The sequence below is a fragment of the Alteromonas alvinellae genome, from assembly GCF_902705805.1.
The window spans coordinates 31,641-48,617 of sequence record NZ_CACSIH010000167.1; the positions used below are offsets into that span (position 1 = coordinate 31,641).

Here is a 16,977-nt window from a genome sequence, read left to right on the forward strand (position 1 = left end):
CAGTAACCACATTACTCTTTAAGTCATATCTATAATGAAGTGAGGGCAACGAAGCGAAAGCACCCCTCGCGGCACCTTATCTTTAAGGCAGTAGGCCAAGGTAATAGGTTCAAGGCTATAGGAACAGCAAAGGCAGCAAACAAAAATAATGCAAAAGAATATCGCTACGCTTTTTGACAAAACTCGGGAATTAGCGTCGCTAACTGGCGACAAGCTAAGTAGTGCGTTTAATAAAGAAACGCACCGCTTCACCATTACTGGGCTTAGTCGAAGTGGCAAGTCCATGCTGTTCACCAGCCTTATCACCATGCTGAAAAGTCGAAGTGAAGAAGGCTATGCGTGTTTGCCGTTATTGCGATACTTACCACCTTCTCTAGTGCTAGATATGCACATAGCGCCTATTGAGGGCTATAAACCCTTTCCACATTTGCAGAATATAGCTGATCTTGAAAACGGCCAGTGGCCAAAAGCTACCGAAGAAGCGTTTGGCTTTAAGTTAGTAGTACGTTTGAAAGAAACCGCATCGCTGAAGCGCCATGTTTTGCCCCATAGCGAAGTGGTGTTTGAATTTATTGATTACCCAGGGGAATGGGTGACGGACATTCCCATGTTAAGTAAAACCTATGCGCATTGGTCAGACTCTGCATGGGCGCAACTTAGTAGCGGGCCACAGCAATATTTTGCAAGCCAATGGAAAGCCTTTGTTAATCAATTCGACTTTGAACAAGAGCCCACAGAACAGCGCATTCAGTTGCTTGTTAATGCCTACCGCGATTATTTGGTTGAAGCTAAAGCTAACGGTATATCTTTGCTTCAGCCGGGTAGCTTTTTATTGGAGTCGAGCGACTTTGATTGGCAGGCCTTTGGCTTTACGCCGCTGCCCTCAAGCATTACCAGCGACGTGTCGCACCCATGGTTTAAAATATTTGATAAGCATTTTTCGAAGTTTCAAAGCGGGTGGTTAACGCCATTAAAGCAGTCCATTTTTAAAGAAACCGATAAGCAAATTATTCTTGTAGACCTGTTTGAAGGGCTTAACCACAGCAGGCAGCATTTGTATCAGTTAAAGGAAACCCTAAGCCACTTGGCCGATACCTTTGTGTACGGGCAAAGTACGTGGTTTTCGCGCAATGTGCTGAAAAAAGAGCAGATTGGCAAGGTGGCGTTTGTGGCCACCAAGTCTGACTTGGTGCCGGTAAGTCAGCGCGGTAATTTACTTAACTTGCTTACCCAAATTACCGAAGGGGCACGAGCGCGGTTCGACGGTAAACCGATTCAGTTTGAACATTTTTTAGTGTCTAGCATGCAAGTCACCGACGAGGGCAGTAATGAAGATGCTATTCGCTACAAAGACACGGATGGTCGTTACGTTGAATCTACGTTTGAACCCATACCCAGCACGCTAAAAGAAATGGAAGAGGGCAGTCACTTCCCGGTACCAGATGTGAGTGTGCCTAGCGATTTCAAAGCACGTATTTTAGCAGGCAAGGGTGTAGATAGATTGCTTCAGTTTTTACTGGGCAAAGGAGAGCAAGAATGAGCGATAAACCTTATACATTTGATGAAAGCCCAGAGCCGTCTAGCTCGCCCGACTCCATCAGTTCGTCCAATATGAGCAGTTCATCTAATATAAGAAGCGATGCGCTTTATGGCGCGAATAGCGATCGGCAAGGTAATGCAGATACGCAACCTCAAACAGCGTCACAGGGCGAGCAAAATAATAGTGCGGTAAACAAACCGCAGTATAAAACCAAAGTGAAAACGCAAACATTAGATATTGCGCAGCCTGAAACCAAACTTCCACAGCAAGTCAGTGAAGACGTGTGGGAAGTAGATGCGCAAAAAGATGGTATTTCGTTAGGTGCCGCCACCTTGGGCTTTGGTGTAGTGTCGTTAATTGGCTTTTTCGTTTTTGAAGCTTATACCACCCTTGCTGCGAACGTTTCTGAGCACCCCATTGGTACAGGAGTTTTGGGTGCGCTACTGGTGGGGTTTGTAAGCTGTTTCAGCTTTTTAAGCTTTAAAGAATGGCGCGGCTATAAACAAGTTAATACGGCGATGGAAGATGCCGGTGTAATCCGTGGTTTGTTGGCTAATAGAGGAAGTGAAACATCGCCACAAAAAATAGACAGTGTGTTAAGTCAGCACGGAAAACGTTTTTCTCGCGGTTCTTACGCGGCCCATTGTTTTGACCGTTATAAGCAGCAGCTTCAAGACGACATGACAGGGCCAGAACGACTTGGTCTTTACGAAGATACAGTATTAAAGCCTGTTCAGGAAAAAGCACACAAGGTGCTCAATAAAGAGTCGGTAACCGCAGGAAGCCTGGCGTTTATCAGCCCCAACAACCTTATTCAAACCTTTGCCGTGGTTTGGATTAGCTTTCGCACTATTCGCCGTATGGCCCGTGTGTATGGGTTACGACCAAGCACAGCGGGCAATTGGAAGCTACTAAAGGTACTGGCACAAAACATAGCGGCGCAGGGCGTGTTCGACTTGGCCACCGATGAAGTGGCCAATCAAATTGGCGGCAGCTTGTCGGCCAAGTTTATGGAAAACTCGGCTGAAGCCATTGCTGCCGGTGCGCTCAACGCCCGTTTAGGAAGAGCGTTAATTAAACTACTTAAATAGCGCTTTTAGCTACGCTTTTCACTACACTGATTTTGTTTACACCGTCTCTGGTTGCGCTGCTTTTGCCTACCCTTATTTAAAGGGATCTGGCACTTACAAGGCAGCGTTATCATTTTGCGTCATAGATTTGCGTAACAGGCTTGGCCCTTTCAGGCTGCCCGATGATTATGCTGTTACAACGCTTTCTTAGTGGGCACGACTACGTTAGCAAAGATTAACCCCGCCACTAGCGACATGAAAATAAGAAACACTTCTTGGCCCAAATGATCGGCTTTTACAAAGTCTTGGCCGGTCATAAACGAGTTCAAGCCAATATAGGTTTTAGACCCCGGCACCAGCACAATAAGACCGTGCATTGCCACAATAGTCGCTGGCTGATTGGCAATGCGCGTAAACGCGTTAGCAAAAATACCTAATGCAAAGGCTCCCACGAATGCGCCAAGCCCTGGGCTCATGTAGTCTGAGCTCCATGCAGTTGCGCTGTAGGCAATAAACGCCGCAGCCAATGCCCAAGGAATATGTTTAACACGGGTTCTAAAAATGGCTACTAGGGCAATGCACAGTAGGAACACCGCTAGCCAGGTTGCCCAATACGGTAATGATTCTGCTGGCGTATATACGTTCTCACCAAACGCGCTAAAACCTATAGATACGCCCAAAAACGCACCGAAATACAGTTTGAAAAGCTGCATTATAGCGTCCATTGTTCGGGCCGTGCCCGACACCATATTGCGAGATGAAAGCTCAGCAAGGCCCATAGTCAGCGCAAGCCCAGGCACAAAGACAATGACCGACGAAAGCACAACCAAAGGGATATTAATGCCAGGGTCAACGTACTGGCCAATGGCGCAGGCAAGAATACCACCAACAAACGCGGTAACAGGCTCTAGCATTAAGTTTACGCGCTTGGACTGCTGCGCCCATAGTGTCCACAAATAAGCCACAATTCCTAAAGCGGCTGACCAGCCAATTTCGCTCCAGCTTGCACCCATTAGCATGGCAAATGCGCCGGTTGCCATGGCAAAGGCGACGCCGGTTATTCCTTTGCCATAAGGGCTGCCCATGGCATCTATTTCGTTTAAACGCTTGTCTGCTTCGCTCAGTGTTAAATTGCCAGACAAAAGCTCGCTGGCAAGTTCGTCAGTGAGCGACAGCGCATTCATGTCTAGTTCGCCAGGAAGTAAACGGGCTGCGTGGTTGTACTCGTCTTCGTGACGATCGCTCCAAATAACGAAAGTTAGCGACGTAGGCGTAGAAATAAATGACGCGTGTACACCTAAATACTTGGCGACTTCACCTAGGTAAGCTTCCAGACGAAACGCAGGGGTACCATACTTGTGCAGCATTTTGCCAAGCTTCACTATAAATCTACGAATTTGAATAAATTCAACGGTATCCAACGCACTGCCCTTAAGTTTTGATAACTTTAATATGAGATAAATAAGACAAAAAAGCCAGACGCATAGATAAAGTGTCTGGCTAAAATTTGGGCGGATTCTACGGAGGGTTTTACGCGAAAGCAAAACAAATTTTTTATTTATTTTGCCTTAAAAAAACTAATGTTCTTTCTCAAACTAAAGGCTTGGAATCAAACCCAATATAGCTATTTATACTGTAACGAGGTAGAGTTGTTAGTTATAGGAGGTGTATATGGCACATACTGTTTCAAAAAATAGTAACCACCGGAAAGAGAGGTTTTCTCCTAATATTCAAAACTACGAAGTAAGTCTTAGTTACGAAGGTTTAGAGTTAAAGAAAACCAATGAGCGCAAGACTATTGTCGATTTAAAGCGAAAGTATGCGAGATAAATACGGCGTAGCACAGGATAAATATTGCTATCCTGGTTCGGATGTTTTGTCGGCTAGAGCCTAAATTGCATCCAATCCTTCCAAACAGGTTCTAATCCTTGCCTTGCCATCGCGTTTATCACTTCTGGTACAGAGCGATTATCATCAATATCAAACTGATTTAATGCCTGTGAGGGTTTGCTGTATCCGCCAGGTTGAGTTTGCGACGCAGCACTCATCGATGTGATACCCAGCGGCATCACGCCGTCCCTAAATACTGCCGACTCGCGGGTGGACAGGGATAATTCTGCTTGCGGATTAAACAAGCGGTGAGCACATATCAGCTGCAGCAGATCTCGCTCGTTAGGTAGTTTGTTATTGGTAAGAACGTTGCCGCCAGTGCTATTACCTTCACAGCTTCTAAGACGCGGAAAGGCAATAGATACACGGCTTTGCCAATAGTACTGCTGGATTAGTTTGCCGTGAAGGGCGGTCATCGCACTATCAACCCGCCAGTCACCTAAACCTAGTAGCGCACCAATACCTATTTTATCGATACCCGCTTGCCCTATGCGGTCGCTGGCTTCTAATCGCCATAAAAAATCCTGTTTCTTACCCCGGGTATGGTAGCTGGCGTACTGTTGGGGCGAATAGGTTTCTTGGTATACCAGTACGGCATCTAACCCTAGATGTTTTAACGTTTGGTACTGTTCCCTTTTTAGCGGCTGCACCTCCATCATAAGGTAGCTTATCTTGTCGCGAATGGCGCTAAGGGTTTGTTCGAAATAATCCATGCCCACTTTAGTCTCGTGTTCGCCAGTTACCAGCAACATCTGAGAAAAGCCCATACCTTTAATAGCTTCAATTTCAGTGAGCGCTTCACTTATAGATAGGGTCTTGCGCTTTATTTTATTACTCATGGTAAAGCCGCAATAAGTACATTCATTGGCACACAGGTTCGACAGGTACAAAGGCACAAATAGCTGCATGGTATTGCCAAACCGGTGGCGGGTTAGTGCCTGCGCGCGACTTGCCATGGCTTCCAAGTAATGTGAGCCGGCTGGCGAGATAAGCGCCATAAAGTCATCAAGTGAAAGTGATTCTTTACCTAATGCGTGCTCAACATCACTCGCGGTTTTACTGTTAATTGACATAGCTAGATGAGTTAAGTCTTGCTGCATTAGTGCCTGTGCTACCTTCATACCGTTGGCTCCAAAAAGGCAGTAAGCGGACTAGAGGCCTGCGCAAAGTTGCTGGTAGCACCAAGCCCTGCTTCAAACGCTTTTCGGCCTGTTTCCACAGCATTTGCAAAGGCCGCTGCCATGGCAACAGGGTTTTGGGCAGTGGCAATAGCTGTATTCACCAACACCGCATCTACGCCCATTTCCATTGCCGCCATGGCTTCACTGGGTTTGCCGATACCCGCATCGACAATGACTGGAATAGTCGATTGCTCCACAATAATCTGCAAAAAAGGCTTAGTTTGTAAGCCCTGATTACTGCCTATGGGAGCACCTAACGGCATAACAGCGGCGCAGCCTACTTCTTCTAAGCGTTTACACAAAACAGGGTCTGCCCCGCAGTAGGGTAGTACGTGAAAGCCTTTTTTTACCAAGGTCTCGGCGGCATGAAGCGTTTCTATAGGGTCGGGCAGCAAATAGCGCTGATCAGGGTGAATTTCAAGTTTTATCCATGGGCTACCTAGCGCTTCATAAGAAAGCTCTGCTGCAAATATGGCTTCTTGGGCATTTTTAGCCCCCGATGTGTTGGGCAGCAGGGTAACTCCTAATTCTCGAAGGGCCGTTAGCGTTTCGTCTTGCGCGCTATTCATCGCCACGCGCTTCATTGCTAGGGTAACAATGTTACTTTGTGCAGCGGCCACTGCGTCTTTCATAGTGACGGCGTTGCTGAACTTCCCTGTGCCGGTTAAAAGGCGTGATGAAAAAGTGTGGTTTGCAAGCGTTAGCATATTAGCCTCCTGCAACTAGGGTGAAGATATCAACGGTGTCATTATCTTTAAGATAAGTGGTCGACCATTCTGTTTTACTCACTATGGCGGCATTTCTAGCAATGGCGGTACCGTCGTCATTCAATTTTTTAAGGGCGATTAACTCGCTAAGTGAAATAGGCGAGATCACGTTCATAGGTTGATTGTTTACGTTCACTTTAATTTGCGTCATTGCAAACCTCGCAAGTAGAAGAGGGGGGTAGCGCAAAGCTTTGTAGCGACCCAAGGCCTGCATTCCCAGTTAGGTAGTGTCCCCATTTAATGTCTGCGTCGAATCCTTTTGCTAAAAACAACAAAGCTTGCGTTGCCTGATGACAAGCAGCCATACCAACAACGGGGCCAAGTACGCCTTTGCTCATGCAGTCTTCACGCACGGAAATCCTGTTCACTAGGCACTCGTAACAACCACAGGAGTTTGAGTTTTGCGGCAAGTTCAGTGCTTGCCATGTAAGCCCGCTAGCAGCCGCAATAAAAAGCGGAATAGATGCACGGTAAGTCGCTGCATTAATCTGGCGCCTTACCGTCATGTTGTCGGTGCAATCCAGTACGCAAGTCGCTGACGAAATTAAAGTTGGTAAGTTGTTACTATCGGCAAAAAGGCTTTTAAATTGGATGTTTAAGTGAGAGTTAACTTTGCGAAGTTCGTTATAAAGCGACTTGGCTTTAAGCTCGCCTAAGTGCATTTCATTGTAGCTAACCTGGCGCTGCAAATTACTGATATCGACAGTATCGCCATCTATCAATGTAATATTGCCAACACCTGCGCCAGCTAGATAGCGGGCGGTTAAGCTGCCTAGGCCGCCTAGCCCCACAACCAGAGCGTGTGCGTTTGCCAAATTAAGCTGGCCGGCGTGGTCGACACAGTCGAGCAAGAGCTGCCTGCTGTAACGCTGTATATCTTGATGTTCAAGCTGGCGGTTAGCGAAGCCATTAGCGGGATTAACTGGACCTCTGGCGTTATTGACTGAGTCAGTCGCGGTACTATGTGTTGATTGACTATGCAAAACCCGCCTCCTGAGCCAGCGCTTTGTATGCTTGCAGCGGATGCTCTGCATGTGTAATAGCGCTCACAACTGCAATACCATTTACGCCGGTTTTCGCCACGTCACTTATACGCGATAAGTTAATACCGCCAATGGCGACGGTGGGTACGCCTTCACACAGCTTCACATATTTTGCCAAGCGCTCTACACCCTGGGGCTTAGACGGCATGTCTTTGGTATTGGTTGGAAATATATGACCAAGGGCAATGTAAGACGGGTTTAAAGCGCGAACACACTGAATTTCAGCGAACCCATGAGTTGAAATGCCCAGCCTTAGCCCGGCGCTTCGAATGGCGTTTAAATCTGCAGTGTGCAGATCTTCTTGGCCTAAATGCACGCCGTAAGCACCAAGCTCTATGGCTAACTCCCAGTGGTCGTTAATAAATAATTGGCAGTCAGTGTGTTCTACTAACTCCATTGCTTCTTTTATCTGTTGGCGAATAGCATATTGAGAGCCTTCTTTCACTCGCAGTTGGATGATTTTTACGCCCGTCGGCCAAAGCCGCGCAATCCACTCAACGCTATCTACCACGGGATAAATACCCAACTTAGTGTTGGTGAGTGCGGGGAAGAAAGCATTGCCTGCCAGTGTCGTTTCTACTCTTTTTTTGTTGTGTGGAGTTTTATCAACACCCGCAGCATTTCTTTTAGAAACAGTGTTACGGCAATGAAAACTAACCTGTGGAAAACTAGCCGCCTGTGCGGGAAAACCATTAGCCCTTGCGAAGTAAGCAGGCGGGCTAGCCGCTTTATGTCGACTCGAAGTAGTCGTGATGGGGAGGTTGTTATCAGATACGCCGAGCGTGTTATGTCTTACTTCACTCACATAAGCGTTCGCCAAGGTTAGCGCGTCTTCAATGCAATAGTCGTGAACAACAAATGCCGCAATGGCACTCGCTAACATACATCCTGTACCACGAAGATCACCTTTGCTGTTTTTTGGTTGTCTAAAATAAAGCGAGTGTGATGAGCAAAAATAGGTGTCGCATACCGTTTTTTGCCATTGTGCATGACCGCCTTTCACGTAAACGCTTTTTGCGCCTTTTCCAACAAGTCGATTTATTGCAGTTTGCAGGCTTTTATCATCGTTAACAGAGAGGTGGGTGAGTTTCGCGAGTTCATCAATGTTTGGCGTTACCAAATCTACCGTGGTTAACAGTTCGTTGATCACGCTTTCACTTAAGTCGCTCAGTACACCTCCAGATGAAGAGCACAACACAGGGTCCCATATTACAAAGGGGCGAGGGCTCACTAACGACTGCATACGGGCGCAAAGCAACAGTGCTTGTTCATCGTTTGCGATAGCGCCAATTTTAATAGCGCGTGGTGGCGTATCTTCGTAAAGCACTTGCCACTGCTGGTTCAATGCAGATGCACTCATACTTTCTTTGCTAAGCAGATGCTGGTTTGATTGCACAGTAAGTTGTGTGGTTAGCACACAGGCATGAACATTTAAATTGGCAAGCGTAATGGCGTCGCGGGTTATTCCCGCTCCGCCGCTTGAGTCAACGCCCCCTATGCACCATATCACCGGCAGCCTAATGCTAGGCGGCTCAAGTACGGGTGTGGTTAGGTGGCTGTTTGTCATGGCAACTCTACCTTGCTATCAGCGGTGTGATAGAGTTCAGCGCCCGATTGATTAAACGCATCGGCCATGTCTTTCATGCCTTTTTCTTTCTCAAACTCTTGCTGCTGCGTTTGTTTAGCCACATCGCGCACTTCCTGAGAAATTTTCATGCTGCAAAATTTAGGGCCGCACATAGAGCAAAAGTGCGCGACTTTGCCAGACGCCTGCGGCAAGGTTTCATCGTGATAGGCGCGCGCAGTGTGGGGGTCTAATGCAAGGTTAAACTGGTCTTCCCATCTGAATTCAAAGCGTGCTTTCGACATGGCGTTGTCGCGAATTTGTGCTCCTGGGTGGCCTTTTGCCAAGTCGGCTGCGTGGGCTGCAATTTTGTAAGTGATCAGCCCCTGTTTAACGTCTTCTTTGTTAGGCAGGCCTAAATGTTCTTTAGGTGTTACGTAACAAAGCATCGCGCAGCCGTACCAACCAATCATGGCGGCGCCAATACCTGAGGTGAAGTGATCGTAGCCTGGCGCAATATCTGTGGTGAGGGGGCCAAGGGTATAAAACGGCGCTTCGTGGCAGTGCTTAAGCTGCTCTTCCATGTTCGCTTTAATCATATGCATTGGCACATGCCCTGGGCCTTCAATCATTACCTGAACATCGTACTCCCATGCAATTTTCGTCAGCTCTCCAAGGGTACGTAATTCAGAGAATTGCGCGTCGTCGTTAGCGTCAGCTACGCTACCAGGGCGCAGGCCATCACCTAGCGACAGCGCCACATCGTACTTAGCGCAAATTTCGCAAATATCGTGGAAGTGTTCATACAAAAAGCTTTGCTGGTGGTGACTTAGACACCACTTCGCCATGATTGAGCCACCGCGCGATACAATACCTGTAACTCGCTTTGCGGTAAGGTGAACATATTCAAGCAGCACGCCAGCGTGAATGGTGAAGTAGTCTACCCCTTGCTCGGCCTGCTCAATTAGGGTGTCTTTAAACATTTCCCAGGTTAAGTTTTCAGCTACACCATTTACTTTTTCTAATGCTTGGTAAATAGGTACAGTGCCAAGAGGAACTGGGCTATTTCGCAGCAGCCATTCGCGGGTTTCGTGAATATTTCTGCCGGTAGAAAGGTCCATGATGGTATCTGCGCCCCAGCGCGTTGACCACACCAGCTTTTCTACCTCTTCTTCAATAGACGAGGTTACAGCTGAATTCCCAATGTTGGCGTTAATCTTCACTAAGAAGTTACGGCCAATAATCATTGGCTCTAATTCGGGATGATTGATGTTACACGGAATAATGGCGCGGCCTGCGGCTACTTCTTGGCGCACAAACTCGGGGGTGATGGTATCGGGTAAATTCGCGCCGAAGTGCTCGCCTTTGTGTTGCTGCGTTAGCTCTGCATCTTTAATGGCTTGGCGGCCCATGTTTTCGCGAATGGCAATGTATTCCATTTCCGGGGTAATAATGCCCTGCCTTGCGTAGTGCAGCTGGGTCACGTTTTTGCCTGCCTTCGCTTTTAGTGGTTTGCGGCTGCGGATAAAGCGGAAATCTTCGGTAAAAATGTCGTTTTCACGTTCTTTCGCAAAGCGTGATGACACGCCTGCTAGTTCGATAGTATCGCTGCGCTCCTCAATCCATTTTTGGCGAAGTGGGCTCAAGCCTTTGTGTACATCTATGTTCTCTTGTGGGTCGCCGTAGGGCCCAGAGGTATCGTACACTGGAATAGGCGGGTTTGGCTCTAAAATGGGGTTTTCTTCGGTACCACCGACTAAGCTGTCGTGCTGGTGAATAAGGCGCATGGCCACGCGAATGTCGTCGCGGCTGCCACACTCATAGTGACGTGTTGAATTTGGGTAAGCTTCGCCAGCGAGTTCATTGATGAATTGCTGCGCTTGTTGGCGTTGTTCGCGTCTGTTCGACATAGCATTTTACCTTTTAAATTTAGGTTCTAAAAATGCTTGTCAGGAGTGAAGGAGAATACAAAGTGTATGTGCAGAAGGGGCTATACCCGTTACGTTAGCGAGGTATTCAAATTAGGCTGCGATAATTACACGCTTAACCTGTGTTGATGTTAATCGGGTAACCCACTTAAACAACTGACTATGAGTGACTCACAGTGTCGTAAAGCGTGGTGTGTTTATCATCAACAGCTAATTAACTTCGCTTCACAATGCCAAGCTAGTGCTTGGTATTGCACACATTGTATTTTCTTGTTCCCTTCGCAGGTACTAGCCTGATCAGGTTCTACGGATCCCGCTTTCGCGGTCTCAGCTTACTGGGTTACCAGTGAAGCACTCCGACAAGTTGTTAGTGTCAATTCGGGCTGTTTGTTTTGTTGAAGCAGCCCGAATTGAGAATTCCTTTTTACTATATCTTCAATTTTACTAGCAATACAAGTACTACCAGAAAGCTAAACTAATATTCATTTAGCTTGCTAGCTGCTGACCTTCTTTGTAAAGCTGAAGTGCGGCGGCAGTATCGTGTTTGCGCTCGCTAATGGCAGAAAGCAGCAATAAGTCTTCCTTGCGCGATTTCATTTTTGAGGCTTTCAGCAAGGCTTTTTCCGCCAACACTTCATCGCCTGAATTGAACGCTACTTGGCCTAGTGTGGAATATAGCGACACGTTTTCTTCGTCTTGCTTTATCCAGCTTTCAAGCAAACGTAGCGATGGCGATGCATCAGGAATATTAAGCTGTGTGAACAGTGGAAACAGGGCGCTATTCGGGCCACGTTTTTGCCATTCAACTAGTAAATTCTGTGCGTCGGCATGCATGCCTTGGTCAAGCAACTGCTGAACATATGCAGCGCGATAAGCATCGTCGTGACGAAGCTTGCGAGGTAGGGTGTCCCAATACGATTTAAGCTCGACCGCACCTTGCTTACTGGCAATTTCTGCAAACTTTCCTTTGGCAATTCGCTGGCTCCACGTCGTGTAATCAGCTTTGGGTAATGCTTTACGCCAGCCTGATAAATTCTCCTCAAGCACTTGCCATTTACCTAGCTTGGCAAGAATTTGTGCTTTTAACTGCACAACTTGCTTGTTCTCGCGCTCTTGCTCGTCAAGCTCGTTAAGTTTTTCCAGTGCCGCATCGTACTTTTCTTCAGCCACGTCAATACGCGCGTGCATGACGGTTGCGGCTACTTTCGCTTTTGGAAAGTCAGTTGCCTGAACAAGGAAATAACGGGCTTTGGCTAAATCGCCGTTGGAAAAAGCAATTTGCGCTGACGCCAAATAGTTAACGCCTTCGAAATCGCCGTTGGTGGTTTTGCCTAAGGCTTTTTGCGCCGTATCAAAATCACCTGCAGCCATTGCGTGTAAGCCGTCGTAAAACGCACGCTTGCGTTTGCGCTCGCCCAAAGTGCCGAACCATTTATGTGAACCTGTGATCAGGCTTAACGCCCACAATACAAGTCGAGATAGTACGTACCAGGTAATGATGGCACCTATCAGTAAGATGCCAAAGCTGATTATATTCATCTCAACGGCAGTATTACCTAAAGAGAACAGTACGTAGCCTTGGTCACCTAACAACATTGGGCCAACAATGAGTGCAATAATGAATGCGGCTAATACCGCAAGGGCAATAGCTAACCATTTCATAGTGCGCTTGCTCCTTGTCCGAACACCTGCTTCACGCGACTATCCAGAAGTCGTTCTAGCGGTTTTTGTGACGCTAGTTCTGTTGGAATTGGGCGCGATACATCGGTAGCAATTAGGTTTTGTAGTGCATCTACAAAGCCGGTTACCTGGCTTTTTTCTGTGTCGAACTTTTCAATAATTAACGTTTGAGCATATTGAAGTGATTGGCTGTAAAGGCCAGCATCACCTTGAAGCGCCGCGGTTTGCGCGTGCATAAGCTGCAGGCGAAGCTGCTCTTTCGCTAGAAACTGTGCTTCTAATGAAAGCACGGGCTCTACAGGACCCTCAATGGTTTTAACCGTAAGAAAGTCGTTAACCAATGAGCGCCATACTTTTGCTAAGTTTTCCTGCCAGTCGTCAGCCGACTCTGACAAGGTCGTGTCTTCTGCATTGGCGTCTTCAGGCTTCTCGAAAGTATCAAGGGGAAGCCTATCAATTTGCGCAATCATGCCGGTAAGGGCCAGCGCTACTGAGCTTTGCGACACAGGGTTTAGCTGTTGAAGGGTTTGAATATCTTCAGCTAGTGTAGCGCGAACGGGCAGCACCGATGGGTCGGCCAACGACTTTAAGCGTTTATCCGCATTAACTAGCAGTAAAATTGCTGTGCGAACATCGTTTTCCAGCCAAAGTTTTCTACCCGCCATGCGTACCAAGTAATCAGCTTCAGCAATTAACCAGTCGGCAGGGCGGCGACCTTCCATATTGTTTAACTGTTGAAGCGTAGATTCTGCTTGAAGGCTAAGCTTTTCATTTTGTGTTTTAAGCTCGGATACCGTGCTTTGCAGTGCTTTGTTCGTTCGCGACATTGCTTCTAGCGACGCTAAAATGTCAGCACGCTCGCGCTCAATACTGTTTAACTTTGCGGTGTTGCTTTGCTGTGCGTTGGCGGAATCTGCGCTGGCCGATTGCTGCTGCATATAATACCAGTAACCTGCGCCAGCCATACCTAACACGGCCAAGAATAAGATGATGACGACGAACCACAACAGACCATTGCCTGATGATTTCTTTTGCTTAGCGCCAGATTCAGTCGATTCGCTCTGCGTGGCAGAAGACTCAATTACTTCTTTTTCAGCATCCACTTTTACGAGTTCCTCTTTTTGTGGGCTATTTTCATTATTGTTGGCCATTCAATACTCCCAGTTATCCTTTACCCAGGCGATGAGTGCCTGGTCGGTGGCTCGCTGACAAACCGCTACTTCCTTAACGCCTTTGCTGTTAAGGGTTAGGGCGATGCGATCACTCACTGTTAACCATTTAAAGGTTAATAGCGCATGACCAAATTGTTCTACCAGTTGCAGTGCCATTGCTTCGCTTGTAGCGATAATGCCGCTAACTTCGCCCATTTTCCACCGTTTTGTGTAAATTGGGCGTACAAGTTGCTCCCTTTTATAAACGCAAAAGCTATTTACTAAAGTACCTTTTTCGTCTAATCCTTTTGCGATGGCGTCTCGCCCACCTTCACCTTTAATAATAACGACATGCTGACAGTTTGCCTCATTAAGCTGATGCATTGCCAGTATACCTTCGGACGTATGGTTCTTTGGTGTGACTATTTGCACGGATGGCAGAGCTTCAAGTCCGGCTTGTAATTTTCTTGCGGTGGCATCGCCAACGGCAACAATTAGAGGCAAGGGAGAGGCTGATTCGCGCAGCCCTGAAATAACAGGCTCAACGGCGTATACGCTGGTAACGATAATTGCGTTTACACTATTGGACGCTAAATAGTCTGCAGCGGCTTTTTGTTCTGAAGAGATTTTAATAATGTCAGAAGTGGCTACCCCTACCGCATTAATGCCTGCTCGTTCGAAAGCCGAAGCACTCGCTTTCAACTTTGGCAGTGGACGCGTAAAAAGAAGCATTTGATCCAACTCTCATCCTTTTAAGTTTGCTGCGCATTTCTATGGGCATAGAAATGCGCGCTTCTATTAAATATAACTTAGTTATAAAGTGCTTTAAGGATTTCCCCAGCACCTTGCGCTAAAAGCGCTTCAGCCACTTCAATGCCTATATCCGTCGCTTTTTCGCGTGACGCTGTAGCTGACGCAAACAACAGTTCAGAGCCATCTGGTTTGCCAACCATACCAGTTAAGGTTAGTACGTCGCCATCAAGTGTGGCAAAGCTACCAATAGGTACTTGGCAGCCGCCTTCCAATCTCTCGTTCATGGCGCGTTCTGCAGTAACGCGTGTATTGGTGTCTGTATGGTTCAGCGCCTGTAGCAATTTAATAAGCTCTTCATCTTCGTTACGGCACTCAATACCTACGGCACCTTGTCCAACGGCGGGTAGTGAAATATCAGCAGGTAACGGCATGCGAATACGAGATTCCATTTCAAGGCGAATAAGGCCAGCAGAAGCTAAGATAATAGCGTCGTACTCACCTGCGTCTAGCTTGGCTAGGCGAGTATTCACGTTTCCGCGCAGGTCCTTGATGATAAGGTCAGGGCGATACTTGCGAATTTGGCACTGCCTGCGAAGGCTAGACGTACCTACCACTGCGCCCTGGGGTAGGTCATCTAAACTGTCGTGGTTATTTGAAACAAAAGCGTCGAACGGGTTTTCTCGCTCACAAATAGCGTGAAGGCCAAAACCTTCAGGAAATTCAACGGGTACGTCTTTCATAGAGTGCACGGCAATATCGGCACGGCCTTCAAGCATGGCAATTTCAAGCTCTTTTATGAAAAGTCCTTTACCACCAATTTTCGCCAGAGGTGTATCTAAAATTTTGTCGCCCTGCGTGCTCATAGGCACAAGCTCAACGGTCATTGACGGATAATGCTCCAACAATTTTGCCTTCACATACTCTGCTTGCCAAAGAGCTAAAGCACTTTTTCTAGTAGCAATTCGAACGGTGCGGGTAGTGTTGAGGTGACTCATGGCTATTCCAAACTATATAAAAAGAAACTAAAACGAAGTATCACATAACGTCATACGATATACCCCGTAGTATACGCATTTTCTGTATTAATGTTTGAAATTAGGCGCAGTTTTCTCCTTGGTTATTATTGAACATTCAGTCTATGCTGAAAGGAATAATGGTTAATTAGTTTTAAATGCGGAGATAAGTCTTTTTATGGACAGTTCGTCGTTGCGTCAATTACTTAGAAGTGCTCAACAAGATGAAGCGGAAGCAAAACGAAGGCGCTTAACGCTATATTTCATATCCTATGTTGGTGGCACCATTATGGCGTTTATGGCGTGGATCAACATGGGCACAAACAACCCATTGCTCGTAGGAACGCTGGCGGGGTCAGCTGCTTTTGTGTACGCCAATGTGGCGTTATCCCATATGTTCCCTCGCGTTGATGTCTTCTTTTATCTTGCAGGCTTAGTGGTAGCATTTACCATAAACGGCTTGGTTTACACCGGCGGCCTCAATAACACCGGGCTTTATTTTATCTTTCCCCTGCTTTTTATTCAGATAATTGTTGTGCGTTTTAAGCCCGCGATGGTTTACGTGGCAGTAACTCTGGGTATCACTATTTTTATGCTCTACAATCAAGAAAAAATAGTAGCAGAGTACCCAGCAGAACATGTTTCCCGTTTCCTAATCGCCACGTTCAGTTTCATTTGCGTCGCCTTTATAGGTGAAAATTTCTGGCATCAAAGCAGAAAAGAAATGCTGCGTGAAAATTTAGAGCGCATGCGTCAGGCTAATACCGATCCACTTACAAAACTTCCCAACCGGCGGTTTCTTGAAGCTGTTTTTTTTGAACGCGCAATGCAAGATCCCGGTGCTCATTTCCCTTTAAGTGCGGTGGTGGTAGATATTGACCATTTCAAAACAATCAACGATACCTATGGCCACGATATAGGTGACGAAGTGCTTATACACATCACTCGCCTAATGAAAGAAGCAGTAAGAACTACTGACGTGGTGGCAAGAACCGGTGGTGAAGAGTTTTTGGTCCTATTCCCTCATGCGACGTTGAGCCAAGCGGTAAAATTAGCGGAAAAAATAAGGAAGGTGGTTGAAGCTAATCCGTTTGTAGAGGGTGATGTGAATCACTCGATAACCGCAAGCTTTGGTGTAGCCACAGCGCTTACTGATACAAACTTGCACGCTTGTTTGAAGCAGGCCGATGACAACCTTTACAAAGCTAAAAATGCGGGGCGCAACAGAGTCGTCGAATAGTTTTGGAATAAACGTGAAATAAAGAAGAGACGGAAGGCGCGACTTTGCAATCGATAGACGTGTAGCCACTTACGCTAAGAAATAGCTGGCTAATGTTGCTTCACCAGCTCTTTCTTTTGTTTAAATACTAGGGCCTGTATATGGTCTCCCCCGTTAT

15 protein-coding genes and 1 riboswitch are annotated in these 16,977 nt (G+C 46.9%); of the genes, 4 read left to right on the forward strand and 11 right to left on the reverse strand.

Annotated elements, in window-relative coordinates; genetic code table 11:
• The first annotated feature begins 148 nt into the window (after positions 1 to 148).
• Positions 149 to 1,540: a YcjX family protein gene (locus ACX5KA_RS12540; RefSeq protein ID WP_039221106.1), complete on the forward strand. Its 1,392-nt coding sequence runs from the start codon at positions 149 to 151 to the stop codon at positions 1,538 to 1,540.
• The gene (locus ACX5KA_RS12545) at positions 1,537 to 2,631 is read left to right on the forward strand and encodes a YcjF family protein (RefSeq protein WP_039221104.1); all 1,095 of its coding nucleotides are present in this window, start codon (positions 1,537 to 1,539) and stop codon (positions 2,629 to 2,631) included. The genes ACX5KA_RS12540 and ACX5KA_RS12545 overlap by 4 nt, the downstream gene beginning before the upstream one ends.
• A 173-nt stretch (positions 2,632 to 2,804) precedes the next feature.
• On the opposite strand, the gene ACX5KA_RS12550 is transcribed toward ACX5KA_RS12545, so the two are convergent.
• Positions 2,805 to 4,031 carry a threonine/serine exporter family protein gene (locus tag ACX5KA_RS12550; protein WP_039221102.1) on the reverse strand — a complete coding sequence of 409 codons (1,227 nt, stop codon included), beginning with the start codon at positions 4,029 to 4,031 and terminating at the stop codon, positions 2,805 to 2,807.
• Positions 4,032 to 4,281: 250 nt separating this feature from the next.
• On the opposite strand from ACX5KA_RS12550, the gene ACX5KA_RS12555 reads away from it, so the two are divergent.
• Positions 4,282 to 4,440, forward strand: coding sequence for a hypothetical protein (locus tag ACX5KA_RS12555; protein WP_458731308.1), 159 nt, complete (start codon positions 4,282 to 4,284; stop codon positions 4,438 to 4,440).
• 53 nt (positions 4,441 to 4,493) lie between these two features.
• On the opposite strand, the gene thiH is transcribed toward ACX5KA_RS12555, so the two are convergent.
• From thiH to hemC, 10 genes are all read right to left on the reverse strand, one after another.
• The gene (thiH, locus tag ACX5KA_RS12560; RefSeq protein ID WP_458731309.1) at positions 4,494 to 5,621 is read right to left on the reverse strand and encodes a 2-iminoacetate synthase ThiH; all 1,128 of its coding nucleotides are present in this window, start codon (positions 5,619 to 5,621) and stop codon (positions 4,494 to 4,496) included.
• Positions 5,618 to 6,388, reverse strand: a complete 771-nt coding sequence (locus ACX5KA_RS12565) for a thiazole synthase (RefSeq protein ID WP_171336972.1) — start codon at positions 6,386 to 6,388, stop codon at positions 5,618 to 5,620. The genes thiH and ACX5KA_RS12565 overlap by 4 nt, the downstream gene beginning before the upstream one ends.
• A gap of 1 nt (position 6,389) precedes the next feature.
• Positions 6,390 to 6,599, reverse strand: coding sequence for a sulfur carrier protein ThiS (thiS, locus tag ACX5KA_RS12570; RefSeq protein WP_039221097.1), 210 nt, complete (start codon positions 6,597 to 6,599; stop codon positions 6,390 to 6,392).
• Positions 6,586 to 7,323 carry a HesA/MoeB/ThiF family protein gene (locus tag ACX5KA_RS12575; protein WP_039221148.1) on the reverse strand — a complete coding sequence of 246 codons (738 nt, stop codon included), beginning with the start codon at positions 7,321 to 7,323 and terminating at the stop codon, positions 6,586 to 6,588. Before ACX5KA_RS12575 ends, thiS begins: the two co-directional genes overlap by 14 nt.
• A gap of 100 nt (positions 7,324 to 7,423) precedes the next feature.
• A complete protein-coding gene (thiE, locus tag ACX5KA_RS12580; protein ID WP_458731310.1) occupies positions 7,424 to 9,058 on the reverse strand; it encodes a thiamine phosphate synthase in 1,635 nt (544 codons plus the stop codon).
• A complete protein-coding gene (gene thiC, locus ACX5KA_RS12585; protein ID WP_458731311.1) occupies positions 9,055 to 10,965 on the reverse strand; it encodes a phosphomethylpyrimidine synthase ThiC in 1,911 nt (636 codons plus the stop codon). Before thiC ends, thiE begins: the two co-directional genes overlap by 4 nt.
• Before the next feature lie 275 nt (positions 10,966 to 11,240).
• Positions 11,241 to 11,352: riboswitch (TPP riboswitch) on the reverse strand.
• A gap of 117 nt (positions 11,353 to 11,469) precedes the next feature.
• Positions 11,470 to 12,645, reverse strand: a complete 1,176-nt coding sequence (locus tag ACX5KA_RS12590) for a heme biosynthesis HemY N-terminal domain-containing protein (protein ID WP_458731312.1) — start codon at positions 12,643 to 12,645, stop codon at positions 11,470 to 11,472.
• Entirely contained in the window at positions 12,642 to 13,814 is a 1,173-nt protein-coding gene (locus tag ACX5KA_RS12595) for a uroporphyrinogen-III C-methyltransferase (protein ID WP_039221083.1), read from the reverse strand. The genes ACX5KA_RS12590 and ACX5KA_RS12595 overlap by 4 nt, the downstream gene beginning before the upstream one ends.
• Positions 13,815 to 14,546 carry a uroporphyrinogen-III synthase gene (locus ACX5KA_RS12600; RefSeq protein ID WP_458731313.1) on the reverse strand — a complete coding sequence of 244 codons (732 nt, stop codon included), beginning with the start codon at positions 14,544 to 14,546 and terminating at the stop codon, positions 13,815 to 13,817.
• Positions 14,547 to 14,623: 77 nt separating this feature from the next.
• On the reverse strand, positions 14,624 to 15,562 hold the full coding sequence (gene hemC / locus ACX5KA_RS12605) for a hydroxymethylbilane synthase (RefSeq protein ID WP_039221082.1): 939 nt from the start codon (positions 15,560 to 15,562) through the stop codon (positions 14,624 to 14,626).
• 196 nt (positions 15,563 to 15,758) lie between these two features.
• Here hemC and ACX5KA_RS12610 point away from each other — a divergent pair, with 196 nt between their 5' ends.
• The gene (locus tag ACX5KA_RS12610) at positions 15,759 to 16,820 is read left to right on the forward strand and encodes a GGDEF domain-containing protein (RefSeq protein ID WP_039221079.1); all 1,062 of its coding nucleotides are present in this window, start codon (positions 15,759 to 15,761) and stop codon (positions 16,818 to 16,820) included.
• Positions 16,821 to 16,977: the final 157 nt, after the last annotated feature.